The following is a 27,000-nucleotide window of genomic DNA, read 5'->3' as shown; positions in this document are numbered from 1 at the left end:
ACGAGGACGAGTTCATGGCCCGTAAAAACGCCACACTGGCGGACAGCGACCAGATCAAGGACCAGGTATTCAGCGAACTGCAATCGCTGATCGAAGAATCGGAAAAGCTGCTGAACGACAGCGCCGCCCTGGTCGGCGAAGAAGCAGAAACCCTGCGAGCGCAGGTCAGCCTGAAACTGAAACAGGCGCGCCAGGCCGCTGGCACTATGCGCGACAAAGCGCAACCGGTGGTGCACGCCACCCAGGACTACATCGGCGGCCACCCTTGGCAGACCGTCGCCATTTCCGCCGGCCTGGGGCTGGTGGTGGGCCTGCTGCTGGGGCGGCGCAACTGAAGCCTGGGCCGCCTGGTGCGAATCAGGCGGCCAGCGCTTGCGGGATACCGCTGTGGAAGCGCAGTTCCTGGTCCGGAGACTGGATCAGCTCCATTTCTGCAGCGCGCACCAGTTCAATCCGGCGGGCGATGTCCGCCTCATCACCGTAGTTGTGCGCCAGTTTCAGGTAGCCCTGGTAATGGCGGGCTTCGCTTTTCAGCAGGCCGTGGTAGAAGCGGCCCAATTCTTCGTCCAGGTGCGGCACCAGCGCAGCAAAGCGCTCGCAACTGCGTGCCTCGATGAACGCCCCTACCACCAGCGTGTCCACCAGCTTGACCGGCTCGTGGGCGCGCACCAGGCGGCGCAGCCCCGAGGCATAGCGGCCCGCCGACACCGGCCGCAGTGGCACGCCACGGCGCTTCATCAGGCGCAGCACCTGTTCGTGGTGCACCAGCTCCTCGCGGGCAAGGCGCGACATCATGTTGATCAGGTCGAGGTGGGTGTTGTACTTGGCCATCAGGCTCAAGGCAGTGCTCGCGGCCTTGAATTCGCAGTTCTTGTGGTCGATCAGCAGGGTTTCCTGGTCGGCCAGCGCCGCTTCGATCCAGGCGTCTGGCGTCGGGCAGCCAAGAAAGGCATCGATTTCGGGGATCAGGGACATAAGCATGCAACCACACAGAACAGGCAGGGCCGGCGATTATACCGGCGGCGGCGGGCGGCGCCAGTGACTATGCTTGTTGATGTACATCAAGCGCCAGCGGGGGGCGCGCCGTCTATAGTCAGGCATTGGTCGCCACCTTTGAAGGGAGCTAACGCCCATGCAAGCCGTCCGCAGCATCCTCGTCGTCCTCGACCCCGAGCACGCCCACAGCCGGGCGCTGACCCGGGCCAAGCTGATTGCCGGCGTCACTGGCGCACGCCTGCACCTGCTGATGTGTGACAAAAAGCATGACCACACTGCACTGCTTAGCCTGCTGAGTAGCCAGTTGCACGATGACGGGTACGACAACGTCACCCACGAGGAGGCCTGGCGCGACAACCTGCACGACACCATCATCTATGTGCAGCAGGCCGAGGGCTGCGAGCTGGTGATCAAGGAACACCGCCCGGACAACCCGCTGAAAAAAGCCTTGCTCACCCCCAGTGACTGGAAGCTGCTGCGCCAGTGCCCGTGTGCCGTGCTGATGGTCAAGAGCGAACGGCCGTGGACCGGTGGCAAGATTCTGGCTGCGGTAGACGTGGGCAACCAGGACGACGACCACCGCCGCCTGCATGCGAGCATCATCGACCATGGCTACGCCATCGCCGGGCTGGCCAAGGGCGAACTGCATGTCATCAGCGCGCACCCGTCGCCAATGCTGTCGGCCTCGGACCCGACGTACCAGTTGAGCGAGACCATCGAGCAGCGCTACCGCGATGCGTGCAAGGCGTTCCAGGCAGAGTACGGCATCAGCGAGGAGTGCCTGCATGTGGCTGAAGGGCCGGCAGATGTACTGATTCCGCATACCGAGAAACTGCTGAACGCGGTGGTGACGGTGATTGGTACGGTGTGCCGCACGGGGATTTCCGGGGCGTTGATTGGCAATACTTCGGAGGTGGTACTGGATGCGCTTGAGGGGGATGTGCTGGTGCTCAAGAGCGAAGAAGCCATCGCCCACCAGGCCGAACTAGCCCGCGGCTGACGCAATTTCCACAATTGGCGCGGTCCCTGTAGGACCGCGCAGACCCGTTACGGCATCGCCTCCAGCACCTTCGGGTCCAGCCCCTCTCCTGCATTGGCCTCGATCCATTCTGCCAGCTGCCGGCGCATGGCCGGCGTCCAGAAGCTTTGCAAATGCTGGCGCACCCCTTGCACCGCCAGCGCCCGGTTTGGCTCGCTGTCGAAGTAATGGGCAATCTGGTTGGCCATCTTGACCAGGTTATCGCTGCTCATCGGCGCACCTCGGCTTTCTCCGCTGTACGGCGTTCCTGCAGCAAGCGCCGCTGTTCGTCACTGAAGTCCTGATAGCGCTTTTGCCACTCCGATGGCTGGAACACTTTCACCACTTCCACTGCCGTCACCTTGTATTCGGGGCAGTTGGTGGCCCAGTCGGAGTTGTCCGTTGTGATCACGTTGGCCCCCGACTCGGGGAAGTGGAACGTGGTGTACACCACCCCCGGCGCTACCCGCGCACTGACCTTGGCGCGCAGCACGGTCTGCCCCGCGCGGCTGCCGATGCCCACCCAGTCACCGTCCTGGATGCCGCGGCTTTCGGCGTCGGTCGGGTGGATTTCCAGACGGTCGGCGTCATGCCAGGCAACGTTGCCGGTACGCCGGGTCTGGGCGCCGACGTTGTACTGGCTGAGGATGCGCCCGGTGGTGAGCAGCAACGGGTAACGGTTGTTGACCTTTTCGTCGGTGGGCACATAGCCGGTGAGCATGAAGCGGCCCTTGCCACGGACGAACTGGTCGATATGCATGGTCGGCGTGCCATCCGGCGCCGCGTCGTTGCACGGCCACTGCAGGCTGCCATGGCGGTCGATTTCGGCGTAGCTGACGCGGCGGAAGGTCGGCGTCAGGCGGGCAATCTCGTCCATGATCTCGGACGGGTGACGGTAGTTCATCGGGTAGCCCAAGGCGTTGGCCAGGGCCACGGTCGCTTCCCAGTCGGCCTTGCCGGCCAGCGGTTCCATGACCTTGCGCACCCGCGAAATGCGCCGCTCGGCATTGGTGAAGGTGCCGTCCTTTTCCAGGAACGAGCAGCCCGGCAGGAACACATGGGCGAATTTGGCCGTTTCGTTGAGGAAGATGTCCTGCACCACCACACATTCCATGGCGTGCAAGGCCGCCGTGACGTGCTGAGTGTTGGGGTCGCTCTGGGCGATATCCTCGCCCTGGCAGTAAAGGGCCTTGAAGCTGCCGTCCAGCGCTGCCTCGAACATGTTGGGGATGCGCAGGCCCGGGTCGGGCTGCAAGGTCACGCCCCAGGCGCGCTCGAACTCGGCGCGCACGCCCTCGTTGGAAATATGCCGATAGCCGGGCAGCTCGTGGGGGAACGAGCCCATGTCGCACGAACCCTGCACGTTATTCTGCCCACGCAGCGGGTTCACCCCTACCCCTTCACGGCCGATATTGCCGGTGGCCATGGCCAGGTTGGCGATGCCCATCACCGCAGTGCTGCCCTGGCTGTGCTCGGTCACGCCCAGCCCGTAGTAGATGGCCGCGTTGCCACCGGTGGCATACAGGCGCGCCGCGGCGCGGATCTGCTCGGCGGGCACGCCACACACCGGGCCCAGCACCTCGGGAGCGTTGTCTGCCTGGCTGACGAAGTCGCGCCAGCGGGCAAAGTCTTCGGTTTCGCAGCGGGCATCGATGAAACGCTGAGCCAGCAGGCCCTCGGTGACGATCACGTGGGCCAGGGCGTTGAGCATGGCCACGTTGGTGCCCGGGCGCAGTTGCAGGTGCAGCTCGGCGCGGGCGTGCGGCGAGTCGACCAGGTCGATGCGCCGTGGGTCGATCACGATCAGCCGCGCACCCTGGCGCAGGCGGCGCTTGAGCTGCGAGCCGAACACCGGGTGAGCGTCGGTGGGGTTGGCGCCAATCACCAGCACCACGTCTGCCTGCATCACCGAATCGAAGCTTTGCGTGCCGGCCGACTCACCCAGGGTCTGCTTGAGACCATAGCCGGTGGGCGAGTGGCACACCCGCGCGCAGGTATCGACGTTGTTGTTGCCGAACGCCGTGCGCACCAGTTTTTGCACCAGATAGGCTTCTTCGTTGGTGCAGCGGCTGGAGGTAATGCCACCGATGGAATCGCGCCCGTACTTGAGCTGGATGCGGCGGAACTCGCTAGCAGCGTAGGTGACCGCTTCGTCCCAGCTCACTTCCTGCCACGGGTCTTCCAGGCGCTTGCGGATCATCGGCTTGGTGATGCGATCCGGGTGGGTGGCGTAGCCCCAGGCAAAGCGGCCCTTGACGCAGGCGTGGCCGTGGTTGGCGCCACCGTTCTTGTCCGGGACCATGCGCACCAGCTGGTCGCCTTTCATTTCGGCGCGGAACGAACAACCGACGCCGCAGTAGGCGCAGGTGGTGATCACCGAACGCTCAGGCTGACCAAGCTGCACCAGGCTCTTTTCCGTCAGCGTCGCGGTTGGGCAGGCCTGGACGCAGGCGCCGCACGACACGCATTCGGAGGCGAGGAAGTTATCGCCACCCGCTGCCGCCACCCGCGACTCGAAACCGCGGCCGGTGATGGTCAGGGCGAAGGTGCCCTGGATGTCTTCGCAGGCGCGCACGCAGCGGCTGCAGACGATGCACTTGCTGGGCTCGTAATCGAAATACGGGTTGGATACGTCCTTTTTCTCAGCCAGGTGGTTGGCGCCGTCGTAGCCGTAGCGCACCTCGCGCAGGCCCACCTGGCCGGCCACGGTCTGCAGCTCGCAGTTGCCGTTGGCCGAGCACGTCAGACAGTCCAGCGGGTGGTCGGAGATGTACAACTCCATCACGTTGCGGCGCAGGCCGGCCAGGCGTGGCGTTTCGGTACGCACTACCATGCCTTCGCTGACCGGCGTGGTGCAGGACGCCGGGTAACCGCGCATGCCGTCGATTTCCACCATGCACATGCGGCATGAGCCGAAGGCTTCGAGGCTGTCGGTGGCACACAGTTTGGGGATGCTGGTGCCGAGCATGGCCGCAGCGCGCATCACCGAGGTGCCGGCAGGTACGCTGATGGCGCGGCCATCGATGCTCAGGCTGACCTGCACTTCGCTATCACGGGCCGGGGTACCGAGGTCGCTGCTTTTATCAGAAGCGGGGTCGAAGAAATTGATCACTGCGCGGCCTCCGTGGTGGTCAGCCCAAAATCGGCGGGGAAGTACTTGAGGGCGCTGGCCACCGGGTAGGCAGTCATGCCGCCCATGGCGCACAGCGAGCCGTACTGCATGGTGTCGCACAAGTCGCGCAGCAACAGGGCCTGGTCGTGGCGCTCGGTGAAATCAGTCGTGGCGATCAACCGGTCGACCACTTCCATGCCACGGGTGGAGCCGATGCGGCATGGGGTGCACTTGCCGCAGGATTCTTCGGCGCAGAACTGCAGGGCGAAGCGCGCCATGCTGGCCATGTTCAGGGTGTCGTCGGCCACCACCACACCGCCGTGGCCGAGCATCGCGCCCATGGCGGCGAAGGCTTCATAATCCAGCGGGGTGTCGAAGTGGCTGGGGGGTACCCAGGCGCCGAGCGGGCCGCCGACCTGCGCAGCCTTCAGCGGCCGGCCACTGGCCGTACCGCCGCCGTAGCCCTCCACCAGCTCGCGCAGGGTCAGGCCGAACGCACGCTCCACCAGGCCGCCCTGGCGGATATTGCCGGCCAGCTGGAACGGCATGGTGCCCAGCGAGCGGCCCATGCCGAAATCGCGATAGAACGCTGCCCCCTTGGCGAGAATGATGGGCACTGAAGCCAGGGTGAGCACGTTGTGCACCAGTGTGGGCAGCCCGAACAGGCCTTGTAGCGCGGGCAGTGGCGGCTTGGCACGGACAATGCCACGCTTGCCCTCGATGGATTCGAGCAGCGCAGTTTCTTCGCCGCAGATGTAGGCACCGGCACCCACCCGCACTTCAAGGTCGAACGCCTGGCCGCTGCCGGCTACGTCGGTGCCGAGGTAGCCGGCATCACGGGCGATGGCGATGGCCTGGTCGAGCACGCGGATGGCATCCGGGTATTCCGAGCGCACATAGATGTAGCCCTTGTCGGCCCCCACGGCGAGGCCGGCAATGATCATGCCCTCGATCAGCAGGAAGGGGTCGCCTTCCATCAGCATACGGTCGGCGAAGGTGCCAGAATCGCCCTCGTCGGCGTTGCACACCACGTACTTCTGCCCAGCCCCGGCGTCGCGCACGGTGCGCCACTTGATGCCGGCCGGGAACGCCGCACCGCCACGGCCACGCAGGCCGGAGTCGAGCACGGCCGCGACCACTTCGGCACCGTTCAGGGCCACGGCCGCTTCAAGGCCGGCGAAACCACCATGGGCGCGATAGTCGTCCAGCGACAACGGGCGGGAGATGCCGGCGCGGGCGAACAGCAACCGCTGCTGGGTTTTCAGGTAAGGGATTTCTTCGACCAGCCCCAACGCCAGCGAGTGGCCACCTGGCTCACCGGCCAGGGCGTCGAGCAATGCCGGCACGTCTTGTGGGGTAACCGGGCCGAAGCCCAAGCGCCCTTGCGCACTGTCGCACTCGATCAGCGGCTCCAGCCAGTACAGCCCGCGAGAACTGGTGCGCTGGATATCCAGCGGCAACTGGCGGCGCTCGGCCTCGCGCTGCAAGGCATCGGCAACCTGGTCGGCCCCCACGGCACGGGCCACCGAATCGCACGGGATGTAGAGCTTCAGCATGCTGCGTCCTCCCGGCAAGCGTTTACCAATGCACGCAGGCGCTCAGGGGTAAGCCGCGCATGCACCTGGCCGTCCAGCTCCAGGGCCGGCGAGCAGGCGCAAGCACCCAGGCAGTACACCGGCCGCAGGCTGATGGCACCGTCGGCGCTGGTGCCATGGTCGTCCAGTGCCAGCTGATCGCGCAGTTGCGCGGCCAGGGCCTCGGCGCCACGGCTCTGGCACGATTCGGCGCGGCACAGGCGCAGGGTGTGGCGCGCCGGTGGCGATGTACGAAAGTCGTGGTAGAAGCTGATCACCCCGCGCACTTCAGCCAGGCTGAGGTTCAGGGCATGGGCAATTTCGGGTACAGCAGCATCGGGGATGAAACCGATGTCGTGCTGGATGGCATGCAGGATAGGCAACAAGGCACCAGGGGCGTCCTTGTCGCGAGCCAGAATGCGCTGGATCACGGGCAGGTGGAGCAGTTCATCAGGCATACAGCGGACCTCGGCATCACGGACCCCGCCTGAATTATTGTGAGGGCAGGTATCCAGCGTGTTCTGCTGCGGCACATCGGCCACGTCACGGTTGCGCGGCGCCGACGGCCTCCTTGCCCACGGCCGCGCATCTGCGCACGCTGGTCCGAAGGCATCCTGCAAGCATGGCACTTGTGGCGCCAGGGGGTTGCGTGCGAACGACCAGGCGCATCCTGAAACCGACGCCAAGTGCACGCCCCCTGCACGGTAGGCGAGGTTTCAGGGCAGTGGCCAGCCCGCCATCCTTGTAACAGTTGCACAGGTCGCAGCCATCGGCACCCAGCAAACGCGACTCACCTTCACAGACCGCCCGATCCTCGCCATCGATCAAGGCGCGCCCTTGCCCTCCACCGCCTTGGCCGTCTCGATCAACTTGTCGAACTTGCGGTTCAACTGGGCAAACTTCTCGTCGCTTTTGGCCCGCGCCTTGATGTTGTCTTCCGAACTGGCCTTGTCGGCAATGGTCACCACCGTCCTGTCCCAGTTCCTGGACACCCAGTAAACCAGTTCGCCATCTGCGGAAAACGCTTCCAGCCGGCCACCGGTATCCGGCACAGGCTTCGCATCCCTGGTCATTGGCAGTAGTTGCTGCACCCGCGCTTCATCGGTGGTATCCAACCGCACCTCAACCTGGCGCAGCTGGTCTGCCTCGTTGAACGCCGCCTGCACCTGCGAGATGGGAATACCGCCCAGGTTGAGGTCCCCCTTCGGGCCGGCGCCCTTGTAGAACTCGGTCGGTACCTGATAGTGATACCCCGTGAAATGCTCAACCTCGCCAAACTGCTGCTGCAGGATGGCCAACACCTGGGGCTTGGGCATGCCGAGGGTGAACTGGCCGATTTCAAGCGCTGACCAGGCTTGCAGGGGGAACATCGCGCAGGCGAACAGGAGCGGTAAGGTCCGTTTCATGGGGTTATCTTCCTTGAAGTAAGCCCGGCAACCTAACCCCTGCACGACAATCCGACAATACTGGCAGGGTGCCAAGCCACCCTGCCTCCAGGCCTCAGGCCACTGCCTTGTCTACGCTGCGCCCGGCTTCCAGCTCACGCACCAGCGGTAATACGTGCTCGCCGAAGTACGCCACTTCCTCCTGGAAATGCAGGAAGCCGGACAGAATCAGGTCCACCCCGACTGCCTTCAGCGCAACGATGCGCTCGGCAATTTGCTCAGGCGTGCCGATCAGGTTGGTCTTGAAGCCATCGTTGTACTGCACCAGATCCTCGAAGCTGGATTTGGCCCAGTTGCCCTCGCCCTCCGGGCTGGCTGCCCCGGCATGCTTTACCTCGTGGCCGAACGCCCGCACCGCCTCGGGGTTGGCCTTGTCGATGATTTCCTGCAACACCGCCCGCGCCTCTTCCTCTGTGTCGCGGGCAATGATGAAGGCGTTTACCCCAACCTTGACCGAGTGGCCGTTGGCTGCGGCCTTGGCGCGGATGTCATCGACCTGGGCCTTGATCCCTTCCACGCTGTTGCCGTTGGTGAAGTACCAGTCCGACACCCGCGCGGCCATGTCCCGCGCCGCACGCGAACTGCCGCCCTGGAAGATCTCGGGGTGCGGCTGCTGCAGCGGCTTGGGTTTGAGGTTGTAGTTACGGAAGCGATAGAAGTCGCCGTTGAAGGTGAAGTTGTCCTGCGTCCAGATGCCCTTGAGCGCGCGGATGAACTCCTCGGAACGGCGATAGCGTTCGTCGTGGTCCAGCCACGGCTCACCAATGGCGTGGAACTCGCCCTTGAACCAGCCCGAGACCACGTTGATGGCGATGCGGCCATTGGTGAACTGGTCGATGCTGGCCAACTGCTTGGCCGCCAGCGCCGGGTTCCACGGCCCTGGCAGGATGGCGGCGATGACCTTGAGCTTTTCCGTGGCAGCCAGCAGCGCATGGCTGATGGTGACCGACTCATGCTGGTTGTCGGCACCATAGCCGGCGGTGAAGCGGATTTGCGACAGGGCGTAGTCGAAGCCGGCTTTTTCAGCGATTTGCGCAAGCTTGCGGTTGTAGTCGATGTCCCAGCTGGTGCGTTGCTCGATGGTGCTGACCACCAGGCCACCGCTGACGTTGGGGACCCAGTAGGCGAACTTGAGTGGGGTGTGGCTCATGGGGAAGCTCCTTGAGAATCCTTGGGGTTCAAGGAGGCATGAGCAGCAAGCGTGCCAACGGCTGGATTGCTTTACTTTCAACGGGTTAGTGGAATTAGTCGACGATGTTGACTGCATGTGGTCAAACACGCTGTCGGATCACTGTTGCCTGCGCAACATCGCCGCTTGTTGCTGGCTCACCGGTTCTTGCGCATGCCCATGTGAGCGTCATCCATCAAGGCTTTGGCCATGTCGCAGAGGAAGTGCGAGGCCCAGACCAGCACCGGTTCGTTGTCCATTACCCCGATAAATGCCAGCCAGTGGTACTGCCCTCCACTATCCTGTGGGAGCGGGTTCACCCGCGAACACGGGCGCAGCCCGTGCCATCCACCGCTGGCAAAACTTGATTTCAGCCCATCAATGCAAGGTATGCATTTGCGGCTTGCCTTTGAACTGCACCTGCGCAATCGCCGTCTCCAGCAACGATCGCACAGCCTCCACTTCATGCATCACCGCCAAGGTCATGACGGTGGCGGGAGACTTGGGCAGCGTGGAGATGGCGTGATGGCCTACGGACAAGGCGCAGAGGACGTATTCGGTGGCCTGGATCAGGGTGTCTTCCAGGTGGTGCGAAGGGTCAGCGGAGAAAGGTGGATCGGGAACAATTTTGAGCATGGCGAATCTCTCTAGTTGCACTACCAAGATCGCCACCTGCTCACTTGCAGATGATTGGGTGGCGGCTACGTAAGGGCCTGCAAGACCGAGGCAACTAGAAAGCCCGGTTGGTCCGAAGACCACCCGTACGCAGCCACCATAAAACGCAGCTGAGCGCAAAAAAAATCTGGCGGGCCAACGAAGAGCCCTGTGCGTGGTTGCCCCACGCACAAGCGACAATGTTCAGTGCTGACTATACCGCCAACCGCGCCAGCCGCTGCAGCGCCACAATCACTTCCTCGTCCCGCTCTTCGAGCACATCCGCCTGGATAAGGGCGATCACTGCCTTCAGCAGTTCAGTCTGGTTCATCTCTGTTTGCTGTTGCAGCGCAAGCAGGTCCTCCGCCATGTGCGGATTAACCTTCATCGACAACCGTCGGGTTGCATTGGACCTTGCAAGCCCGCGCTGCTCCCGCTGCTCATCCAGCGCCTGGATGAACGCCAGGTGCGCAGCCCGCAATCGCCCCCCCTGCTGAACCTGCGCCAACCTCTGAACATAGTGGGCCAGAAACAACTTGCGTAAATTGGCCCCGGCGTCGCTGCTGACTGCATGCATGGCCGCATCCAGCACGTCCACGTAGACGGCCGGCAAGCGCGCCTCGATAGACTTGAGCTGCTGCTTGCGCGCCTCATGAATGGCTGGTGTGGATTGCGGTGGAAGCGCGACCACGCCATCGCAACGGGTACACACGCCCACCAATATGTCCCTGGCCACACCCTTGCCATCGCTGAACGGTACATCCCGGCGGGCATAGCGAGTGGTCACCACTGCCTGGCACTGCTCGCACAGTGCTTTTCCGCTATCCCCTTCGAACAGAATCTTCATGATCTGGATACTCACTGGTGAACGCTTATGAACCAGGTGTCTGGTTCGATAAAAAAGAACTTGATGTACCAGCCATCCCGTTTGAGCACATGCACCTCTACGGCAGCGACAGCGTGGTGAGGGCTGCTTGCGTGGTGAATGCCCCGGCATGAGCGCACGACTTCCACAACCTCTCGGGCTGATACTTCCCCTGTAGCCAGCAGGTTCTTTATATCGATATCCCCGCGTGAAACGTGTTGGTACTCCCCTGATTCAAGCGCCGCTATCACTGCGCGCTGGGCCTCCCTGAAACCGGTTTTCATAGCTCATCCCTGCCATTACGAAAATCATCGTACAAAATCCGGATCAAATCTAGCGCTTGCGAAGCCAAAGCGACCAGCGGTCCCCCCCGATTCGAGCGATGACCCGGAACACGTATGAACTATGGCCCTGGCAGCCGCAAGACAGCGCAGGGCACTGTAACCAACGCTTTCAAGGCTGCTCGCGGCAGCCGCTTGAAACCTGCGTGAGCACCGGCTAGCTGCTGCCATCCACCCAGGCCTTGTTTCGCGAGATGTGAAGAAGCATGAAACATTATTTATCAATATAAATTCCCATTTGATGTAGCTTCTCATTCGCACGAAATCTGTAACCCTTTTATCAGTCCCCCGCCTCAGGAATTCCCCGTGAAACGTCATCTCCCTGCCCGCCTCTTGCTGGTCGGCGCATGCGGCGCCATGCCTGTCGTTCATGCCGCCGACAACCTCACCCTGCCCGCGACCCAGATCGACAGCACGAGCGAAGTGGTGGATGGCGTGAGCCAGGGCTACGAAGGCAGGGCTTCATCCAGCACCACCAAACTGGGCCTGACCGACAAGCAGACCCCGCAGGGCGTGACAACCATCACCCGCCAGGCGCTGGACGATTTCAAGATCACCGGTATCAAGGACGCACTGCGCGCAGCACCGTCGGTAACCGTCGAGCAAACCGAAACCGACCGTACCGAATTCACCTCGCGTGGCTTCGACATCAATACCTTCGAATACGATGGTACGGGCATGCCCTTCGTAAGCAGCACGCTGGTAGGTGATCAGGACCTGGCCGAGTACGAGCAGATCGACGTGTTGCACGGCGCCAATGGCTTGATGAGTGGTGCCGGCAACCCGTCGGCCACGGTCAACTTCGTGCGTAAACGCCCGACAGATACCTTCCAGGCGCAGGTCGACACCAGCGTCGGCTCGTGGGACAGCCGCCGTATCGACGTCGATGTTGCAGGCCCGCTGACCGACAGCGGCAATGTGCGCGGCCGGTTCATCTACTCCCACGACAAGGGCAACTCATGGATGGACCGCTACAGCCACGAGCGCAACGTTGCTGCCGGCCTGCTGGCGTTCGATGTGTCCGACGCCGACACCGTGACTGTGGGCTTCTCCCAGCACAACAGTGATTCCAACGGCAGCACCTGGGGCAACCTGCCACTGGTGGACAATGACGGCAATGCCATCCACTACAGCGGGCGCAGCAACAGCATCGGCCAGCCGTGGACCTACTGGAACCTGCACACCCAGCGGGCCTTCGTCGAGCTTAAGCATGATTTCGGCAATGACTGGAACGCCACGCTCACGACCACCGGGCAGCAGGAAAAGCAGAACACCAACATGCTCTATGTCGGTGGCGTCTCCGGTGATGTTGCCGACGCGTATGCCAACCACACCCGCAGCGAGGCCCACCAGTTGCTGGGCGAGGCCAAGGTGCAAGGCCCGTTCAGCCTGTTCGGTCGCGAGCACCAGCTGACCTTCGGTGCCGCGTACGGGCGCACGCATCAAAAAGGCCAGGAGTATGACGAAGACCTGGAGCATGGCAGTTTCTTCAACACGTCGTTCTCGGGCATCCTGGCGGGCAATACGCCTATGCCCTCGTTTGGCGTCACCAGTGACGACCTGGCGCAGAACTTCCAGGACACGCAAAAAAGCGTATTCGCCGGTGCGCGCTTCAGCCTGGTCGATAACCTGCACTGGATAGCCGGTGCACGCATGCTCAGCGCCGACGGCAAGGGCGAGAGCTACGGTTCAGAACACTCCACGCGCGCCCACGGCAAGGTCACGCCCTACACCGGCCTGGTCTACGACCTGAACGAGGTATGGAGCATCTACGGCAGCTGGACCAAGATCTACAACCCGCAATACAACGTGGTCGGTACCGACGGCAAGCTGCTCGACCCACTGGAAGGCAAGAGCATGGAAGTGGGCGTAAAAGGCAGCGTGATGGACCAGCGCCTGCACCTGACCGCTGCGCTGTTCAAGACCGAGCAGCGCAACGTGGCCGTGGATGCCGGATTCGACGGGGTTCAGGAGGTTTACACTCCGGGCGACTTCAAGAGCCACGGCGTAGAGCTGCAGGCGTCCGGCGAAGTGGCGCCAGGGCTCGACCTGCTCGCCGGCTACACCTATGTACGTATTGACGATGACAACGGCGAGCGTGCGCGCAAATATGTGCCGGCCCACAGCTTGCGCGGCATGGTCACTTACCGCTTGCCGACCCTGCCACAGATGAAGGTTGGTGCCCGTGTCAGCTGGCAGACCGGCGTCGAGAACGACACCAACAGCGCCATCCACCAGAACGCCTACGGTCTGGTTGACCTGATGACCAGCTACGACATTGACAGCAACTGGAGCACGTCGCTGAACCTGAACAACGTCACCGACCGCAAATACCTCCTGTCGCTGTACAACAACGCGACAACCGCCAGCTATGGTGCGCCCCGCAACCTGACGGCTTCGGTGACCTGGAAGTATTGACCCCGCCCGTGTGTAGCGGCGCACTGTACGGCATCCAGTGATGGGCCTGGCGCCATTCAGGTAAGCTCAGCCCCTGCAATGCAACCATCAAGGACGGTACCCATGCATTCACTGACTGACGAGCAGGTACTGGCGATCATCCGCGAGAACCCGGTAAACCGAGCACTTCTGGCGCTGCTGGCAACGCTGGAGATCCCCCACTGCATGCTGGTGGCAGGCGCCCTGTTCCAGACCTTCTGGAACCACCGCGCAGGGCTGCCTGCCGGCTGGGGTATCAAGGACTATGACATCGCCTATTTCGACGCCGACGTGTCCTGGGAGGCAGAGGACCGGGTTATCACAAGGGTGCAGCAGGCCTGCGCGCACTTGGGCGTCAACGTGGAAGTGCGCAACCAGGCCCGCGTCCACCTGTGGTACCAGGGGAAATTCGGCGGTGCTTACTCGCCATTGCTTAAGGTCACGGATGGCATCGACCGCTACCTGATCCGCTCGACCTGCCTTGGGGTTGATGTGTGCACGGGCACGTTGTACAGCACCCATGGCCTGGATGACCTGCAGCACGATCTGCTGAACATGAACGAGCTGAACCCACGGCCAGGCTTGTTCAGGGAAAAAGCCGCCAGCTACCGGGAGCGTTGGCCATGGCTTGTCTTGGTCGAGTGACCAGAATGCTCAAGCTACTGTCCGGTTTTCGACCCGCCGAACCACTCACTGCGGGTCATCTCCCATACCTCGACCTGCATTGGCCCAGAAACAAAATATCCATCACGGGTACTCACCCTACGCATGCCCTCATGCTCTGAAACCTTGCGCGAGGCATGGTTGGCAACGGCTTTGGGAACCTGCATGAGCGGGCGTGACAACGCCTCGAACCAATAGGCGTTGATAACCCTGCAGGCTTCGCGCATGTAGCCCATGCCCCACCACTGCGGCGCAAGCCAGAAGCCTCTGTTGTTTCCAGGCTGCTCATACAAACTGATGCTGCCAATGGTGCAGTCAGCCTCGTTGCGCAGGCGGATCATCCAGTGCCATTCACGGCCCGCAGCCATGGCAGGCAGGGCGATATCCCGCACATAGGCCAGCGCACCGTCTTCCGGATATGGCCATGGGACGCGACGATCGAGGTAGCGGACAACTTCCCATTGCGGGAACAATTTCTGGATTGCAGGTGCATCCTCCAGTCGCAGGGGCGTGAGTACAAGGCGATCGGTATACAGCGTCGGCAAGCAATCCATGGCATTCGTTCCTGGGCATCCTTGTGGAAGCTTCTGATAGTCTGCGCTGGGTCGTATCTTGTCGAGCGGGACAACAGCTTACCTAGGTGACCTGCATCCAAACGCCTCTCAGCTGAACACCCAAAGCACGCGGGTAGGCTTGTCGGTGAGGTTGGCGTAGCGAAAACTGGCGTGGGGTTGCAGTTGAAAACTGTCACTGGCGCGCAGCGTTACCGGCTCGCCGCCACCCAGCCACACAGTCAACTCGCCTTCGAGCACAAAGCAGCCCTGCTCCGAGCTGTCGTCCAGGTACTCCTCGCCACTGCTCGCCCCTGGCTCCAGGTGGCTATCGAGCATGGAGAACGCGCCCGTTATCGTAGGGGATGCCAGCACATCGGTGATGCCACCGGCCAGGTGAAGCGTGCGCCGCTCGTGAGGGCGGGTGACCCAGTCGAGCTCGCGGGGCTTGTCCAGTTTGTAGAAGTAGGCGGTCGAGACGCCCAGCTCTTCGCTAATAGCCGTAAGGTCGGCCACGGTCGGGCGCGATACGCCCCGTTCGACCTGGGACAGAAAGCCCACCGAACGGCCGATACGCTGCGCCAGCTCACCCAGCGTCAGGCCTTTGAACTTGCGCAGGTCGCGAATCAGTACTGCCAGGCCTTCGATTTCTTCGTGCACTTTCATAGTTGAATCGCGACTTTCGGACGGGAAAATAATGCCCTGAAAAGTACATGATTCATCTCACAAAGCAAATTGCTTGAAGGATTTGCTGCCTGTGAGGCAAGCAATCCGGGGCCGCCTTGCGGCCCCGGTGTCTTCAGCAAACAGCCTCATAGGTCAGGTCCAGGCACTTGCGGGCTTTTTCCACCAGCTCGTCGATCTCTTCGATGCTGATCACCAGCGGCGGCGCGATGATCATGGTGTCGCCCACGGCGCGCATGATCAGGCCGTTGTCGAAGCAGTGCTGGCGGCAGATCATGCCGACACCTTTGCCTTCGTACCGGGCGCGGGTGGCCTTGTCTTTCACCAGCTCGATTGCGCCGAGCATGCCCAGGCCGCGCACTTCGCCTACCAGCGGGTGGTCAGCCAGTTCGCGCAGGCGTTGTTGCAGATAAGGCGCGGTTTTATCGTGCACCTGCTGGATGATCTGCTCATCACGCAGGATGCGCAGGTTCTCCAGGCCCACCGCAGCCGCCACCGGGTGGCCGGAATAGGTGAAGCCGTGGTTGAAGTCGCCGCCTTCGCTGATGACCTTGGCCACTTCGTCACGCACGATCACCCCGCCCATGGGGATGTAACCAGAGGTCAGGCCCTTGGCAATGGTCATCAGGTCGGGCTTGAGGTCGTAGTAGTCGGTACCGAACCACTTACCGGTACGGCCAAAACCGCAAATCACTTCGTCGGCGACGAAGAGGATGTCGTACCTGGCCAGGATTTCCTTGACCTTCGGCCAGTAGGTTTGCGGCGGAATTATCACGCCACCGGCACCCTGGATCGGCTCGGCAATGAAGGCGGCGACGTTGTCTTCGCCAACTTCGAGGATCTTCTTCTCCAACTGCTCGGCCGCCCACACACCGAACTCGGCCTCGGTCATGTCACCGCCTTCGCCGAACCAGTATGGCTGCGGAATATGCACGATATCCGGGATTACCCCGCCCTGCTGGTGCATGCCGCTCATGCCGCCCAGGGCTGCGCCCGCCACGGTAGAGCCGTGGTAACCGTTGATGCGGCCAATGATGACCTGCTTGTTCTTCTTGCCCTTCAGCGCCCAGTAATGGCGAACCATGCGCAGCACGGTGTCGTTACCTTCGGAACCGGAGCCGGTGAAGAACACGTGGTTCATGCCTTGCGGCGCCACATCGGCGATTGCCTTGGCCAGCTCCAGCGCAGGCGGGTGCGCGGTCTGGAAGAACAGGTTGTAGTAAGGCAGCTGCTTCATCTGCTGGCTGGCGACCTCGGCCAGCTCATCGCGACCGTAGCCGACCGCCACGCACCACAGGCCCGCCATGCCATCAAGAATCTTGTTGCCCTCGCTGTCCCACAGGTACACGCCCTTGGCCGAGGTGATGATGCGCGGGCCTTTCTCGGCCAGTTGTTTGACATCGCTGAACGGAGCCAGGTGGTGGTCGCGGCTCATCGATTGCCAGGCAAGGGTCTGCGAATTCTTTTCACTCATTGACTTCTACTCCATCAAGTTGCGCAGCCAGGCTGCGCGGGTACTTTTTATAGTTGGTAACGGTCGGCGTTCAGGCCGACAGCAACAGCCTCTGGCGCAGTACCGAGCGATGCCGGCAGGCCTTGCCAAACGACTGGAAGATGGTCAGGTAATGCGGGTTGTCCATGACCTGGAACTCGGGGTGCCATTGCACGGCCAGGGCAAACCCCTTGCCGTTCTCGACCGAAATCGCTTCCACCAGGCCATCGGGTGCCAGCGCTTCCACCCGTAGCCCCGGGGCCAGTACATCGATGCCCTGGCCATGGATGGAGTTGACGTCGAAGACCGCCGGCAAGCCCATGCGGTCGAGCAGGCCGCCGGGCTCTACATGCATGGTGTGGCGCGGCCCATACTGCTTGTCGATGGGCTCACCCTTGCCTTCGCGGTGGTCCATGAACACACCGGTCTCGTGGACCTTCTGGTGCAGGGTGCCGCCAAGTGCCACGTTCATTTCCTGGAAGCCACGGCAAATGCCGAGCACCGGCACGCCGGCGGCGATGGCCGCACGCATCAGCGGTAACGTGGTGGCATCACGCAGCGGGTCGTGATGGGTGCCCGCTGCACTGGCCGCGCCGTTGTAATGGAACGGCTCGATGTTGGACGGCGAACCGGTGAAGATCAGCCCATCCACCACGTCGAGAATATCGGCGCTGTCCATCAGTTCACCGAGGCTGGGAATCACGATGGGCAGCCCACACGCTGCCTTGGCTGCCGCGCGTGCGTACTTCTCGCTGATGGTCTGGGTTGCATGCAGCTCGATCATGCTGGTGCATGCGGTAATGCCGATAACGGGCACACGTGGCATATCTTCCTCCGGCAAATCCATATTGCGCGTTGTGTTGAAAGGGAGGGTGCAGCGTCGCTGTTCGACCTTCGGCACCTACAGGAACCAGCGGTATTCGCGGGCATCGATGTGGCGCATGAAGTCCAGTTGCTCCTGGTATTTGTTTTCGCAATAGACCATCACGAACTCACTGCCCAGGCCTTCGTTGACCACCGGGTGGTGACGCATGGCGGCCAGGGCGCTGAGGGCATCCTTGGGGAAGTCGATGCCGCTCTGACGGTTTTCGTTCAGCGGGGCGATGGGCTCGACGCCGCGGTCCAGGCCATGCTCCATGCCGGTCAGGATGGCCGCCAACACCAGGTACGGGTTGGCATCGGCACCGGCGATGCGGTGTTCGATGCGCAGGTTGCGCGGGTCGGACTCGGGGATGCGAATGCACGCATCACGGTCTTCGAAGCCCCAGCTGGCCTTGCTCGCCGCGTTCACCATGGCGCCGTAGCGGCGGTAAGCATTGTGGTTGGGGGCGAAGATCGGCATGCAGTGCGGCAGCAGCTCCAGGCACCCCGCCACTGCATGGCGCAGCTTGCGCTGTTCAGCGCCGGCCAGGATGTTGTTGCCGGCAGCGTCATACAGGCTGACGTGCACATGCATGCCGCTGCCCGGCGCGTCCAGGTATGGCTTGCTCATGAAGCTGGCACGGTAGCCGTGTTTCATCGCGATACCACGGGTGCTGCGGCAGAACAGCGCCGACCAGTCCGCCGCGCTCAGGGCATCGTCGCTGTGGGAGAAGTTGATCTCGAACTGGCCGGGGCCCAGCTCTGCGGTAATGACGTTTGCCGGCACGCCCTGCTCGTTGGCGCCATCGACCATCTCGTGCAGCACCGACGAGAAGCGTGAAAGCCGCTCGATGTGCATGTTCGGCTGGTCGTCCTCGTCCCCGGTCGCCGTGTCCCGCGGGTACTGTGGCAGGCCGTTGTCGAGCTTGCGGTCGAACAGGTAGAACTCCAGCTCGAAAGCCACCACCGGGCGTATGCCGCGTTTGGCCAGGCGCTGAATCACGCGGGCCAACACTTCACGGGGCTCGAACTCGATCGGCTTGTCGGTGCCGTCGGAGGTGATGAGCATCTGGGCAATCACTTCCTTTTCCCAGCGCACCGGCTTCAGGGTACCCGGCACCAGGCGCCGGGCAGCATCCGGGTCGCCGTCGGCAAAGCAGTAATCGCCAATCGGGTAAAGGCCACCCTGGGTACCCAACAACACGCAGTTCTGCGGCAGCTTCAGCGGCGCGCCGGCTGCGACTTTCTCCAGCATGTCCATGGGGTAGCGCTTGCCGTAGAAGTGCCCGGGGATATCCAGCGCAATCAGGTCGACATAACGAATTTCTGGGTGCTCCGCTCGGAACGAGCGCACTTCAGCCAGCAGATCCGCAAAGATGACACTCATCTTCTTATCCTTGTGAGGTGAACGAATTCAATTGAAGACCCAGAGCACGCGGGTGGGTTTTGCCGTCAGGTTGGCGTAACGGAACTGCGCGTGGGGTTGCACCTGGAAGCAGTCGTTGGCCTGCAGGGTCACGGCCTCGCCGTCGTCCAGCCATACCGTGAGTTCGCCCTCAAGCACGAAACAACCCTGCTCGGAACGGTCACTCAGGTATGCCTCGCCACTGGTGGCGCCTGGCTCCAGATGGCTGTCGAGCATGGCGAAGGCACCGGCGATGGTGGGCGAAGCCAGCACATCGGTAATGCCCGACTCCAGGTACAGCGTGCGCCGCTCGTGGGGGCGCGTGACCCAACCAATGCTGCGGGGCTTGCTCAGGTTGTAGAAGTACGCGGTCGATACGCCGAGCGCTTCGCTGATGGCCGTGAGGTCCGCCACGGTAGGGCGCGAAACACCGCGTTCGACCTGAGAGAGGAAGCCGACCGAGCGGTTGATGCGCTCGGCCAGTTCGCCTAGGGTCAGGTTCTTGAATTTGCGCAGGTCGTGAATAAGGATCGCGAGGGCTTCTACCTCTTCGTGCATCTTCATCGATTGGGCTGCCGTGAAATTTTTGGAGTTATTTTTCATGAAAAATTACATGAAAATTTTCACGAGTCAAGCCGAACCCTGAATTTGTGCAGCAGCGAACAGAGGGTTAGGGGTGCAAGGATCCGGATTGGCAGCGGTGCCGCGGGTTTCTTTAGAGGTGCTCAGGGAGTAGCCTCGGCGGTGAATCTTCCCAGCCCGGCCATTGCCCTCGTCATGCCAAACGGTTTCCCTGAATTGCCGCCGCTTAACGCGCTACGCGTGTTTGAAGTGGTTGCCCGCCACCTGAACTTCCGCCTGGCTGCCGAGGAACTGGGTGTGACCCAGGCGGCAGTCGCGCAACAGATACGCGGGCTGGAAGCGAACCTGAACCTTCGCCTGTTCGAGCGCCTGCCCCGGGGCCTGGCGCTGACCGATGCGGGCCTGGGTTACAGCACCAGCATTCGCAGCGCCTTGGCGATGATCGATGAAGCCACCCGCCTGCTCCGGCCGCAGCCGTCGCACCTTACGGTCAGCGTTACACCTACCTTTGCCTCCAAATGGCTTATTCCGAGGCTGGGCAGCTTTGCGCAAAGCTACCCAGACATCGATCTGCGTGTGCTGGCCACAGATCGGCTGTCGCACTTCAGCACCGATGGCGTGGATATCGCAGTGCGCTATGGCAAGCCCGAAATCGGCGCGGGTTTGAACAGCGAACTGCTGATGGAGCAGCGCATCGTTGCCGTGGCCAGCCCAAAGCTGTTTGAAGGCACTCATGCCCCCGCCAGCTTTGCCCAGCTTCAAGAATTCATCATGCTGCACGATGCCCATAATTTCTGGCCTCAGTACCTTGCTGCAGTGTTCCCGCAACACACCCAACCGACTGCGAAAAACCTGCGGTTCAATCAGACTTCATTGGCCATCGACGCGGCCATCAGTGGTCAAGGCATTGCTTTGGCCAGCCTGGCGTTCGTCAGCGATGAAATCGTTGCGGGCAGGCTGGTGCAGGTCTTCGGTCAGCAGCTCAGGCTCGATAAGTCGTTCTATCTGGTGTGGCCACGCAAGCTGCAGCAGCCTGAGTCGCTAAGCGTTGTGCAGCGCTGGCTCAAGCAACAGGCTGACAATAGTTAATCTACTGCCACGGTAAAGTTTGGCTGCCTCCCTCACCGCTGGGGCTGCTGCTAAGGTGGTTGCACCTAAGCAATCAACCGTTCACGTTGGAGGCAGCATGTCAGTAGAAAAAGTTGCGATTATCACGGCCGGTGGCAGCGGTATGGGCGCGGCAGCAGCACGGCGCCTGGCCGCTGACGGCTTCAAGGTTGGCATCCTTTCCTCTTCGGGCAAGGGCGAAGCACTGGCTGCCGAGCTTGGCGGCATTGGCGTAACCGGCAGCAACCAGTCAGTTGATGACCTGAAACGCCTGGTCGACGCCGTGGTGGAAAAGTGGGGTCGCGTCGACGTGCTGGTCAACAGCGCCGGCCATGGTCCGCGCGCGCCGATCCTGGAAATCAGTGACGAAGACTGGCACAAGGGCATGGACACCTACCTGCTGAATGTCATTCGCCCTACTCGCCTGGTAACGCCTTACATGCAACGCCAGAAGGGGGGCGTGATCATCAACATTTCCACCGCCTGGGCGTTCGAGCCGAATGAGCTGTTCCCGACATCCGCTGTTTTCCGCTCGGGCCTGGCCGCATTCACCAAGATCTTCGCCAACAATTTTGCCGGGGATAACGTGCGCATCAACAACGTGCTCCCCGGCTGGATCGACAGCCTGCCGGCCACCGAACAACGCCGCGACAGCGTGCCGCTCAAACGCTATGGCACCAGCGAGGAAATCGCCGCCACCATCGCGTTTCTCGCCAGCGAGGGCGCTGCCTATATCACCGGGCAAAACATCAAGGTCGACGGCGGCCTGACACGCAGCGTGTGATTGCCTGTGGCCGTGGTGTGCGCTGCTGCGGTCCTGCGAGGGGCCGCGCAAGCCAGGGAATGAGACAAGTTACTTGCTGGCAACCGATTGATTAACGAGCGGACAGCTCTGGGCGTTAAGAAAACGCGATTTCTTCAGCCAGTCTTGCTGGGGATAATAGGCAAACACGTAGCTGCCGCGCTGCAGCGTCTCGATCAGCTTGCCGGCAATTGCCGGCCGAACCGCAGGGCAGCCCTGGCTGCGCCCCAGGCGCCCGAGGCCGGGCACGACCTTGGGGTCGGCATACGCAGCGGCATGCATCACGATCGCCCGCGACATGCTGTTATCGTTAAACCCCGGCTCCAGCCCCTGCAGGCGCAGCGAGCGGCCGTGCTTGCCGCTGTAGGTCTGACCGGTTTCATACAGGCCGATGGAGGACTGGTAGCTGTTCGGCGCGTTGGAGAACGTGGTCGGCACATCAGCGCCGCTGTTCTTGCCATGGGCGACCCACTCCTCGAACAACAGCTTCCTGGCGCGCAGGTCGAACACCCACAGGCGCTTGTCACGCGAAGCCTTGGAGTAATCGATCACCGTCAGCAACTTGTCCGCGTCGCTGTGACTGGCGCACGCGTAGGCGGTGAGTGCCAGAGCCAGGGTCGAAAGGCTGGCGTTAGGCGCCAACTGCTGCAGCTCGGCAGCGCTAGGCAGGGGTTGCGCGTAGGCAGCGTGCCAGGCGCTGAGGAAAAACAGGGCAATACTGGCCGCTGAGAACCGGAAGGCTCCCCGCAATGGTTCGAACATCGACATGGAATACCCTGTTGAAAACCTGTCTTTTCTTGCCTTGTTTGCAGCCAAAAGCGGCTACTTTGCTTGATTACCTCAGGAAAGCCGATCACTTCTTGACCAATGGTTTAGATTCTTCACTGCCTTCGGTGGTGATCACCGTGAATTTTCCTTCGGTGCGGGTTTCCCGGGTGGACGCCCAGTCGGTGATCACCAGCATCGTGCCGACGTCCATCGCCGTACGTAAATGACGGCGAAACTCCGGGTTGATGTTCAGTTGCCCCAGTTGTTCATAGGGGGTATTCCCGTACTCCGGGTTGCTCAGGCCCACCACCGACCACCGTAAGGGTAGCGCGCCATCGAGTGCCAGGGCGGATGGTTTTTGCAGCAGGGAATACACCGCCATGCCACTGCGATGCTGGCTGCCTTCAGGCGAAAGTGCTGGCGCCGAGCCGACCAACTGGCCACCGCGATACACGTAGGCACGCAAGTCGGCGCGGCTGATCAGGATCGACAGGGGCCCTGCCGTGGGGTCTGGGTCGTTCCAGAATTGCTGGTTGCTCAGTATCAGCGGGCCTTGGGCCTTGCCATCGCTGACCGTGGGCGCCAGCACGCCGGGGTGGTAGACCTCCACCGGGGCACTGCTGGTATCGGAAACGATGACGGTGGTGGAACTGAAGCCGGTGACTTCGTACAGCTTCTTGGCAAAGTCCATCGGCAGGCGCACGCAACCATGCGAGGCGGGGTACCCCGGTAGATGGCCTGCGTGCAGGGCAATGCCGTCCCACGTCAGGCGCTCCATGTAGGGCATCGGTGCGCTGTTGTAGAGGCTGGACTTATGCTCGACCTTCTTCTGCAGAATGCTGAATACCCCGGTGGGGGTTTCCCGCCCTGCCTTGCCGCTGCTCACGGTGCTGACACCAATGGCAATGCCATTGCGATAAACGTAGGCACGTTGTTCGGTAAGGCTGACTACGACGGTCACCGGCCCCACCGGCGAGACCTGCGGGTACCAGAGAAACTGGCCAGGCTTGAGGCTTTCAAGCTGGCTCCTGAGTGCAGCCGGTGTGGGCACCTGCAGTGGAGCCGCTTCGACCAAGGCAGCGGTGAGTAACAGACCCAGCCCGAGCGTTACATGCAACATCCTATTGCCCCCATAGAACCCTGCCGCCAGCTTAGTCGGAACATGACCCGCAAAGCCACACGTTCAACGCACCGGCCCAGGCTGTCGGAATACCACGCGACCAGACCGGGAGCTGGTGGTAACAACTGTGCACAGTAAATGTGCACAAAATTCCCACTCAAAAGCGCAGCGCACGCCATGGAACTTGCCGGATGAAGGCGCTGAAACCCTAGATCTGGCCATACGCATGGGTTGGTATGATTCTTGTTTGTATACAAATCCAAAAATAAAAGTACACAACCATCACGGAGTTCCGATGGCGTCGATTTCACGTTCCGATGTTGACCAGCTCGATGCTCTCCCCGCCGATACGGCTGGGCCCAGCCCGCTGGCGTTGAGCCCGCGCCTGTATAGTGCCGACCTTGCACCGACTCGCGCGGCAAATCGCACCTGGGGGCGCTACAGCCTGTTTGCGCTGTGGACCAACGATGTGCATAACATCGCCAACTATTCCTTCGCCATCGGCCTCTTCGCCCTGGGCATGAGCGGCGCGCAGATCCTCTGCGCCTTCGCGCTCGGCGCGCTGGTGATCTACGGCCTGATGAACCTGTCCGGCTACATGGGCCAGAAGACCGGCCTGCCATACCCCGTCCTGTGCCGGATCAGCTTCGGCATTCATGGGGCGCAGATCCCGGCGCTGATCCGCGCCGTGATCGCCATTGCCTGGTTCGGCATCCAGACCTACCTCGCCTCGGTTGTCTTGCGCGTGCTGCTGACCGCCATCGCTCCAGACCTCAAGGCCTATGACCAGAACTCGATCCTCGGCCTGTCGACCCTGGGCTGGCTCACCTTCCTCGGCATCTGGTGCGTACAGGTGGCGATCTTCGCCTACGGCATGGAGATGGTGCGCCGCTTCGAGTCCATCACCGGGCCGATCATTCTGGTAGCTTTCGCTTGCCTGGCGGGCTGGATGTACTGGCGCAGCGGCCTGACGATCGCCTGGTCGAGCGGCAACGCGCCAACCGGCTCCACAATGTGGCTGAAGGTGCTCGGCGCCGCTGCGTTGTGGGTCTCGCTGTACGGCACCATGATTCTCAACTTCTGCGACTTTACCCGTAACTGCCCGGACCGGCGCACCATCAGCGTGGGCAACTTCTGGGGCCTGCCGGTGAACATGCTCGGCTTCGCGCTGATCGCCGTGGTGCTGGCCGGTGCGCAGTTCAGCATCGACGGCAAGCTGGTGCAGGGCCCGACCGAAATCGTCGCCGCCATCCCCGACACCGCCGGCCTGGTGCTGGCCTGCCTGGCCTTCCTGATCGTTACCGTGGCGGTGAACATCATGGCCAACTTCGTCGCCCCGGCCTACGTGCTCGCCAACCTGGCGCCGAACCTGCTGAACTTCCGCCGCGCAGGCCTGCTCAGCGCCGCCATCGCGGTGGTGATCCTGCCCTGGCACTTGTACAACAGCCCGTCCGTGATCGTGTATTTCCTTGGCGGCCTGGGCGCCCTGCTCGGCCCGCTGTACGGCATCATCGTCACCGACTATTACCTGGTACGCCGCAGCCGGGTGAACCTGCCGCAGCTGTACAGCGAAAGCACAGCGGGCGCCTATCACTACAGCGGCGGGGTCAACCTGCGCGCCGTCGCGGCGTTCATACCCGCTGCGCTGATCGCCATCGTGCTGGCACTGGTGCCGGCGTTCGAGACGCTGTCGCAGTTCTCCTGGTTCTTCGGGGCGGGTTTGGGCGGATTGATTCATTACGCCATTGCCAATCGAAGCGCCAGGTACCTGGAAGTGTCCGGCGAAAGCATTGCGGTAGATAGCGCGCAGCACTGACCGGGATTGAAAGCAGCCATGTGTGGCTGCTTTCGACCCAAAGCTGCCCTTGGCGGACGGCAGCTAACGGCCAGGAGCGGTCATCGAGTCTCTACAAAAGCCGGAGCGATTCACTCATTGCAGACTTCTACCACAATCTCGTCCACCAACAAGCGCTTTCGCCGCTCTTCCGATATGTTGGAAAGCCCGCTAGCTGGATCGCTTAATACTACGTCACCTGTCGTTGCGCGGACCATGAAGTTGGTGGCTCCAAGATCCACATCGACGTCTGTTTCCAAGATGTATTCAGGGAGTAGGCGTTGCATGGCTTCGACGGCCTGTCGCGTGCACGACTCGATGGGGGCATCGTCCAATCTTGCTAAAAGGGCATGTTTGTCTTCTGGCGTGGCTAGCAGGTCCCCGTCATCACTATCGGTCAGATGCAGCAAGAGACGCGCGACGGCTGCTTGCTGATCGGGGTAAGTGTCTAGGCTATTTAGATGTTCTAGATGAGCCAACCATAGATAATCGGGGTAGTAGACGTCTTTTTTATAAAGAGCAACGGCGCCATAATCCGCCAATAGCTGGACTACACCTAGTATACCGAGCTTTTTCGCCTTCGCTGCGAAGTTATGTGTGGCATTGTCGGAAGACAATCGATACACCGAGGCTGATGTTTCGCCTTCGAACAAGACGCTAACCGAACCTACATTGATGATCTGTTTTCCGGCTAGGGGTGAGCGAGAGCGAACTGCTTCGAACACCTTTCCCTCCAAAATCCGCTGATGTGCAATGTCCACCTAACCATCTCCTATTGATTATCTAGATCCGATTGCCCTTGGACAGGTTGCAAGGTTCACAGAGTAATTGCAGATTTCTGACGGTGTTACTGCCACCGTGGGAAAATGGGACGATATGGTCGAAACACAACAATTTTCGAGACTCACACTGTACGCAAGCTCCACCGTCTCGTTGCCAGACTTCACGCTGCACGGCTCTGGGAATAGCCTCTCTGCGCGGGGCAACAGGCTTAGGTGGCGGCATCATTTTTATATTAACGGGGATAAGCACGCCTTCGGCGTTCGCCTCGCGTGAAGCGGCAGACCGAGGTGCAGCGATCACCGAAGGTAACACGGCCTTCGCGGCAAAGGCCTTGATATAAGCCACAACATCATTTAGCTCGGCGTCAGACCTTAGGATCAACTTGAGCGCAGGCTGCCCTTTTTCCAGACCCGCGGAAGCATGGGTACCACTATGCCGTCCTGAGTCGCCCGCGTATTCCAAGGCGATTTCCGGTACTGGTTGATCGTCTGGGGGATAAGGCAGCCAAACAAACGCAGCATCTTCGCGATTGGGTTGGTCGGTCTGAACAACGACACCCAGTCCCGCAACATTGAAGGCGGTAACTTTCACGGTGATTCGCTCCGGCTTTCCGAACTCTTGATGAAACCGCTCGATGACCTGATCTTTGAACACTCAACATTTTCCTTTGCCAATGAATTCGAGAGTCGCTTCCAACTCGTCTGCGCACCGGTAGCGCTGAAACCTGGATGAGGCCTAG

At 61.7% G+C, this 27,000-nt stretch carries 27 protein-coding genes and 1 pseudogene; 8 read left to right on the top strand and 20 right to left on the bottom strand.

Translation table 11 applies throughout. The annotated features are described in order from the left end of the window. The first annotated feature begins 14 nt into the window (after positions 1 to 14). Entirely contained in the window at positions 15 to 335 is a 321-nt protein-coding gene (locus MRBLPB4O_RS08575) for a DUF883 family protein (protein ID WP_341798086.1), read from the top strand. Between the two features lie 22 nt (positions 336 to 357). Here the strand turns inward: MRBLPB4O_RS08575 and miaE are convergent, their stop codons facing one another. Beyond that, complete coding sequence (miaE, locus tag MRBLPB4O_RS08570) at positions 358 to 975, bottom strand: tRNA isopentenyl-2-thiomethyl-A-37 hydroxylase MiaE (RefSeq protein WP_016500662.1); 618 nt, start codon at positions 973 to 975, stop codon at positions 358 to 360. 157 nt (positions 976 to 1,132) lie between these two features. Here miaE and MRBLPB4O_RS08565 point away from each other — a divergent pair, with 157 nt between their 5' ends. Further along, positions 1,133 to 1,996 (top strand): universal stress protein, encoded by an 864-nt coding sequence (locus tag MRBLPB4O_RS08565; protein ID WP_341798085.1) that lies wholly within the window; start codon positions 1,133 to 1,135, stop codon positions 1,994 to 1,996. Positions 1,997 to 2,043: 47 nt separating this feature from the next. Here MRBLPB4O_RS08565 and MRBLPB4O_RS08560 read toward each other — a convergent pair whose 3' ends face one another. From MRBLPB4O_RS08560 to MRBLPB4O_RS08520, 9 genes and pseudogenes are all read right to left on the bottom strand, one after another. Beyond that, a complete protein-coding gene (locus tag MRBLPB4O_RS08560; protein ID WP_174369982.1) occupies positions 2,044 to 2,247 on the bottom strand; it encodes a formate dehydrogenase subunit delta in 204 nt (67 codons plus the stop codon). Further along, positions 2,244 to 5,126, bottom strand: coding sequence for a formate dehydrogenase subunit alpha (fdhF, locus tag MRBLPB4O_RS08555; protein ID WP_341798084.1), 2,883 nt, complete (start codon positions 5,124 to 5,126; stop codon positions 2,244 to 2,246). Before fdhF ends, MRBLPB4O_RS08560 begins: the two co-directional genes overlap by 4 nt. Beyond that, positions 5,123 to 6,682 (bottom strand): NADH-ubiquinone oxidoreductase-F iron-sulfur binding region domain-containing protein, encoded by a 1,560-nt coding sequence (locus MRBLPB4O_RS08550; protein ID WP_341798083.1) that lies wholly within the window; start codon positions 6,680 to 6,682, stop codon positions 5,123 to 5,125. Before MRBLPB4O_RS08550 ends, fdhF begins: the two co-directional genes overlap by 4 nt. Continuing rightward, positions 6,676 to 7,158 (bottom strand): formate dehydrogenase subunit gamma, encoded by a 483-nt coding sequence (locus tag MRBLPB4O_RS08545; protein ID WP_016500667.1) that lies wholly within the window; start codon positions 7,156 to 7,158, stop codon positions 6,676 to 6,678. Before MRBLPB4O_RS08545 ends, MRBLPB4O_RS08550 begins: the two co-directional genes overlap by 7 nt. Positions 7,159 to 7,524: 366 nt before the next feature. Beyond that, a complete protein-coding gene (locus tag MRBLPB4O_RS08540; RefSeq protein WP_341798082.1) occupies positions 7,525 to 8,106 on the bottom strand; it encodes a hypothetical protein in 582 nt (193 codons plus the stop codon). Between the two features lie 94 nt (positions 8,107 to 8,200). Then, complete coding sequence (sfnG, locus tag MRBLPB4O_RS08535; RefSeq protein ID WP_341798081.1) at positions 8,201 to 9,295, bottom strand: dimethylsulfone monooxygenase SfnG; 1,095 nt, start codon at positions 9,293 to 9,295, stop codon at positions 8,201 to 8,203. 176 nt (positions 9,296 to 9,471) lie between these two features. Beyond that, positions 9,472 to 9,588, bottom strand: a pseudogene (locus MRBLPB4O_RS08530) (DUF3077 domain-containing protein); the annotation flags it as partial. A 103-nt stretch (positions 9,589 to 9,691) separates the two neighbouring features. Then, positions 9,692 to 9,949, bottom strand: a complete 258-nt coding sequence (locus MRBLPB4O_RS08525; RefSeq protein ID WP_341798080.1) for a hypothetical protein — start codon at positions 9,947 to 9,949, stop codon at positions 9,692 to 9,694. 232 nt (positions 9,950 to 10,181) lie between these two features. Further along, positions 10,182 to 10,814: a hypothetical protein gene (locus tag MRBLPB4O_RS08520; RefSeq protein ID WP_341798079.1), complete on the bottom strand. Its 633-nt coding sequence runs from the start codon at positions 10,812 to 10,814 to the stop codon at positions 10,182 to 10,184. A 17-nt stretch (positions 10,815 to 10,831) separates the two neighbouring features. Between MRBLPB4O_RS08520 and MRBLPB4O_RS08515 the strand changes: the two genes are divergently transcribed. The 3 genes from MRBLPB4O_RS08515 to MRBLPB4O_RS08505 all read left to right on the top strand — a co-directional run bounded on the left by MRBLPB4O_RS08515 (position 10,832) and on the right by MRBLPB4O_RS08505 (position 14,254). Beyond that, complete coding sequence (locus MRBLPB4O_RS08515) at positions 10,832 to 10,966, top strand: hypothetical protein (RefSeq protein WP_341798078.1); 135 nt, start codon at positions 10,832 to 10,834, stop codon at positions 10,964 to 10,966. Positions 10,967 to 11,530: 564 nt separating this feature from the next. Further along, complete coding sequence (locus MRBLPB4O_RS08510) at positions 11,531 to 13,591, top strand: TonB-dependent siderophore receptor (RefSeq protein ID WP_341798866.1); 2,061 nt, start codon at positions 11,531 to 11,533, stop codon at positions 13,589 to 13,591. A gap of 102 nt (positions 13,592 to 13,693) precedes the next feature. After that, positions 13,694 to 14,254: a nucleotidyltransferase family protein gene (locus MRBLPB4O_RS08505; RefSeq protein WP_016500673.1), complete on the top strand. Its 561-nt coding sequence runs from the start codon at positions 13,694 to 13,696 to the stop codon at positions 14,252 to 14,254. 14 nt (positions 14,255 to 14,268) lie between these two features. On the opposite strand, the gene MRBLPB4O_RS08500 is transcribed toward MRBLPB4O_RS08505, so the two are convergent. The 6 genes from MRBLPB4O_RS08500 to MRBLPB4O_RS08475 form a co-directional block, all read right to left on the bottom strand. Beyond that, entirely contained in the window at positions 14,269 to 14,826 is a 558-nt protein-coding gene (locus MRBLPB4O_RS08500; protein ID WP_341798077.1) for a GNAT family N-acetyltransferase, read from the bottom strand. A gap of 108 nt (positions 14,827 to 14,934) precedes the next feature. After that, positions 14,935 to 15,489, bottom strand: a complete 555-nt coding sequence (locus tag MRBLPB4O_RS08495; RefSeq protein ID WP_016485777.1) for an XRE family transcriptional regulator — start codon at positions 15,487 to 15,489, stop codon at positions 14,935 to 14,937. Positions 15,490 to 15,622: 133 nt separating this feature from the next. Continuing rightward, positions 15,623 to 16,981, bottom strand: coding sequence for an aspartate aminotransferase family protein (locus MRBLPB4O_RS08490; protein ID WP_341798076.1), 1,359 nt, complete (start codon positions 16,979 to 16,981; stop codon positions 15,623 to 15,625). A gap of 70 nt (positions 16,982 to 17,051) precedes the next feature. After that, on the bottom strand, positions 17,052 to 17,825 hold the full coding sequence (locus MRBLPB4O_RS08485) for a gamma-glutamyl-gamma-aminobutyrate hydrolase family protein (RefSeq protein ID WP_016500676.1): 774 nt from the start codon (positions 17,823 to 17,825) through the stop codon (positions 17,052 to 17,054). 75 nt (positions 17,826 to 17,900) lie between these two features. After that, a complete protein-coding gene (locus MRBLPB4O_RS08480) occupies positions 17,901 to 19,247 on the bottom strand; it encodes a glutamine synthetase family protein (RefSeq protein ID WP_233692861.1) in 1,347 nt (448 codons plus the stop codon). A 27-nt stretch (positions 19,248 to 19,274) separates the two neighbouring features. Next, complete coding sequence (locus tag MRBLPB4O_RS08475) at positions 19,275 to 19,829, bottom strand: XRE family transcriptional regulator (protein ID WP_016500678.1); 555 nt, start codon at positions 19,827 to 19,829, stop codon at positions 19,275 to 19,277. A 213-nt stretch (positions 19,830 to 20,042) separates the two neighbouring features. On the opposite strand from MRBLPB4O_RS08475, the gene MRBLPB4O_RS08470 reads away from it, so the two are divergent. Both MRBLPB4O_RS08470 and MRBLPB4O_RS08465 read left to right on the top strand, forming a co-directional pair. Continuing rightward, positions 20,043 to 20,936, top strand: coding sequence for a LysR substrate-binding domain-containing protein (locus tag MRBLPB4O_RS08470; protein ID WP_341798865.1), 894 nt, complete (start codon positions 20,043 to 20,045; stop codon positions 20,934 to 20,936). Positions 20,937 to 21,033: 97 nt separating this feature from the next. Continuing rightward, complete coding sequence (locus MRBLPB4O_RS08465; RefSeq protein ID WP_341798075.1) at positions 21,034 to 21,738, top strand: SDR family oxidoreductase; 705 nt, start codon at positions 21,034 to 21,036, stop codon at positions 21,736 to 21,738. Positions 21,739 to 21,807: 69 nt separating this feature from the next. On the opposite strand, the gene MRBLPB4O_RS08460 is transcribed toward MRBLPB4O_RS08465, so the two are convergent. Together MRBLPB4O_RS08460 and MRBLPB4O_RS08455 are read right to left on the bottom strand one after the other, a co-directional pair. Beyond that, positions 21,808 to 22,524 (bottom strand): murein L,D-transpeptidase catalytic domain family protein, encoded by a 717-nt coding sequence (locus MRBLPB4O_RS08460; protein WP_341798074.1) that lies wholly within the window; start codon positions 22,522 to 22,524, stop codon positions 21,808 to 21,810. Between the two features lie 85 nt (positions 22,525 to 22,609). Next, positions 22,610 to 23,644: a L,D-transpeptidase gene (locus tag MRBLPB4O_RS08455; RefSeq protein WP_341798073.1), complete on the bottom strand. Its 1,035-nt coding sequence runs from the start codon at positions 23,642 to 23,644 to the stop codon at positions 22,610 to 22,612. Positions 23,645 to 23,939: 295 nt separating this feature from the next. Between MRBLPB4O_RS08455 and MRBLPB4O_RS08450 the strand changes: the two genes are divergently transcribed. Then, the gene (locus MRBLPB4O_RS08450; RefSeq protein ID WP_341798072.1) at positions 23,940 to 25,460 is read left to right on the top strand and encodes an NCS1 family nucleobase:cation symporter-1; all 1,521 of its coding nucleotides are present in this window, start codon (positions 23,940 to 23,942) and stop codon (positions 25,458 to 25,460) included. A 110-nt stretch (positions 25,461 to 25,570) separates the two neighbouring features. Here MRBLPB4O_RS08450 and MRBLPB4O_RS08445 read toward each other — a convergent pair whose 3' ends face one another. Together MRBLPB4O_RS08445 and MRBLPB4O_RS08440 are read right to left on the bottom strand one after the other, a co-directional pair. Next, positions 25,571 to 26,239 (bottom strand): hypothetical protein, encoded by a 669-nt coding sequence (locus tag MRBLPB4O_RS08445; RefSeq protein WP_341798071.1) that lies wholly within the window; start codon positions 26,237 to 26,239, stop codon positions 25,571 to 25,573. Between the two features lie 22 nt (positions 26,240 to 26,261). Then, positions 26,262 to 26,915, bottom strand: a complete 654-nt coding sequence (locus MRBLPB4O_RS08440; protein WP_341798070.1) for an HNH endonuclease — start codon at positions 26,913 to 26,915, stop codon at positions 26,262 to 26,264. Positions 26,916 to 27,000 lie beyond the last annotated feature (85 nt).

The sequence above is a fragment of the Pseudomonas sp. LPB4.O genome (genome assembly GCF_038383825.1).
In the GTDB taxonomy this organism is placed as follows: domain Bacteria; phylum Pseudomonadota; class Gammaproteobacteria; order Pseudomonadales; family Pseudomonadaceae; genus Aquipseudomonas; species Aquipseudomonas putida.
The sequence above is the reverse complement of the archived record's forward strand: the minus strand, read 5'-3'. Positions and strand labels throughout refer to the sequence as shown.

What these genes read in the sequence shown, in the direction of transcription:
- MRBLPB4O_RS08455 (WP_341798073.1), bottom strand. Translation starts at nt 23,644, where the DNA reads ATGTTGCATGTAACGCTCGGGCTGGGTCTGTTACTCACCGCTGCCTTG.
- MRBLPB4O_RS08500 (WP_341798077.1), bottom strand. Translation starts at nt 14,826, where the DNA reads ATGGATTGCTTGCCGACGCTGTATACCGATCGCCTTGTACTCACGCCC.
- MRBLPB4O_RS08520 (WP_341798079.1), bottom strand. Translation starts at nt 10,814, where the DNA reads ATGAAGATTCTGTTCGAAGGGGATAGCGGAAAAGCACTGTGCGAGCAG.
- MRBLPB4O_RS08475 (WP_016500678.1), bottom strand. Translation starts at nt 19,829, where the DNA reads ATGAAGATGCACGAAGAGGTAGAAGCCCTCGCGATCCTTATTCACGAC.
- MRBLPB4O_RS08505 (WP_016500673.1), top strand. Translation starts at nt 13,694, where the DNA reads ATGCATTCACTGACTGACGAGCAGGTACTGGCGATCATCCGCGAGAAC.
- MRBLPB4O_RS08510 (WP_341798866.1), top strand. Translation starts at nt 11,531, where the DNA reads ATGCCTGTCGTTCATGCCGCCGACAACCTCACCCTGCCCGCGACCCAG.
- MRBLPB4O_RS08480 (WP_233692861.1), bottom strand. Translation starts at nt 19,247, where the DNA reads ATGAGTGTCATCTTTGCGGATCTGCTGGCTGAAGTGCGCTCGTTCCGA.
- MRBLPB4O_RS08470 (WP_341798865.1), top strand. Translation starts at nt 20,043, where the DNA reads ATGCCAAACGGTTTCCCTGAATTGCCGCCGCTTAACGCGCTACGCGTG.
- MRBLPB4O_RS08525 (WP_341798080.1), bottom strand. Translation starts at nt 9,949, where the DNA reads ATGCTCAAAATTGTTCCCGATCCACCTTTCTCCGCTGACCCTTCGCAC.
- MRBLPB4O_RS08565 (WP_341798085.1), top strand. Translation starts at nt 1,133, where the DNA reads ATGCAAGCCGTCCGCAGCATCCTCGTCGTCCTCGACCCCGAGCACGCC.
- miaE (WP_016500662.1), bottom strand. Translation starts at nt 975, where the DNA reads ATGTCCCTGATCCCCGAAATCGATGCCTTTCTTGGCTGCCCGACGCCA.
- MRBLPB4O_RS08550 (WP_341798083.1), bottom strand. Translation starts at nt 6,682, where the DNA reads ATGCTGAAGCTCTACATCCCGTGCGATTCGGTGGCCCGTGCCGTGGGG.
- MRBLPB4O_RS08575 (WP_341798086.1), top strand. Translation starts at nt 15, where the DNA reads ATGGCCCGTAAAAACGCCACACTGGCGGACAGCGACCAGATCAAGGAC.
- MRBLPB4O_RS08465 (WP_341798075.1), top strand. Translation starts at nt 21,034, where the DNA reads ATGTCAGTAGAAAAAGTTGCGATTATCACGGCCGGTGGCAGCGGTATG.
- MRBLPB4O_RS08560 (WP_174369982.1), bottom strand. Translation starts at nt 2,247, where the DNA reads ATGAGCAGCGATAACCTGGTCAAGATGGCCAACCAGATTGCCCATTAC.
- MRBLPB4O_RS08450 (WP_341798072.1), top strand. Translation starts at nt 23,940, where the DNA reads ATGGCGTCGATTTCACGTTCCGATGTTGACCAGCTCGATGCTCTCCCC.
- MRBLPB4O_RS08495 (WP_016485777.1), bottom strand. Translation starts at nt 15,489, where the DNA reads ATGAAAGTGCACGAAGAAATCGAAGGCCTGGCAGTACTGATTCGCGAC.
- MRBLPB4O_RS08490 (WP_341798076.1), bottom strand. Translation starts at nt 16,981, where the DNA reads ATGAGTGAAAAGAATTCGCAGACCCTTGCCTGGCAATCGATGAGCCGC.
- sfnG (WP_341798081.1), bottom strand. Translation starts at nt 9,295, where the DNA reads ATGAGCCACACCCCACTCAAGTTCGCCTACTGGGTCCCCAACGTCAGC.
- MRBLPB4O_RS08545 (WP_016500667.1), bottom strand. Translation starts at nt 7,158, where the DNA reads ATGCCTGATGAACTGCTCCACCTGCCCGTGATCCAGCGCATTCTGGCT.
- MRBLPB4O_RS08485 (WP_016500676.1), bottom strand. Translation starts at nt 17,825, where the DNA reads ATGCCACGTGTGCCCGTTATCGGCATTACCGCATGCACCAGCATGATC.
- MRBLPB4O_RS08460 (WP_341798074.1), bottom strand. Translation starts at nt 22,524, where the DNA reads ATGTCGATGTTCGAACCATTGCGGGGAGCCTTCCGGTTCTCAGCGGCC.
- MRBLPB4O_RS08540 (WP_341798082.1), bottom strand. Translation starts at nt 8,106, where the DNA reads ATGAAACGGACCTTACCGCTCCTGTTCGCCTGCGCGATGTTCCCCCTG.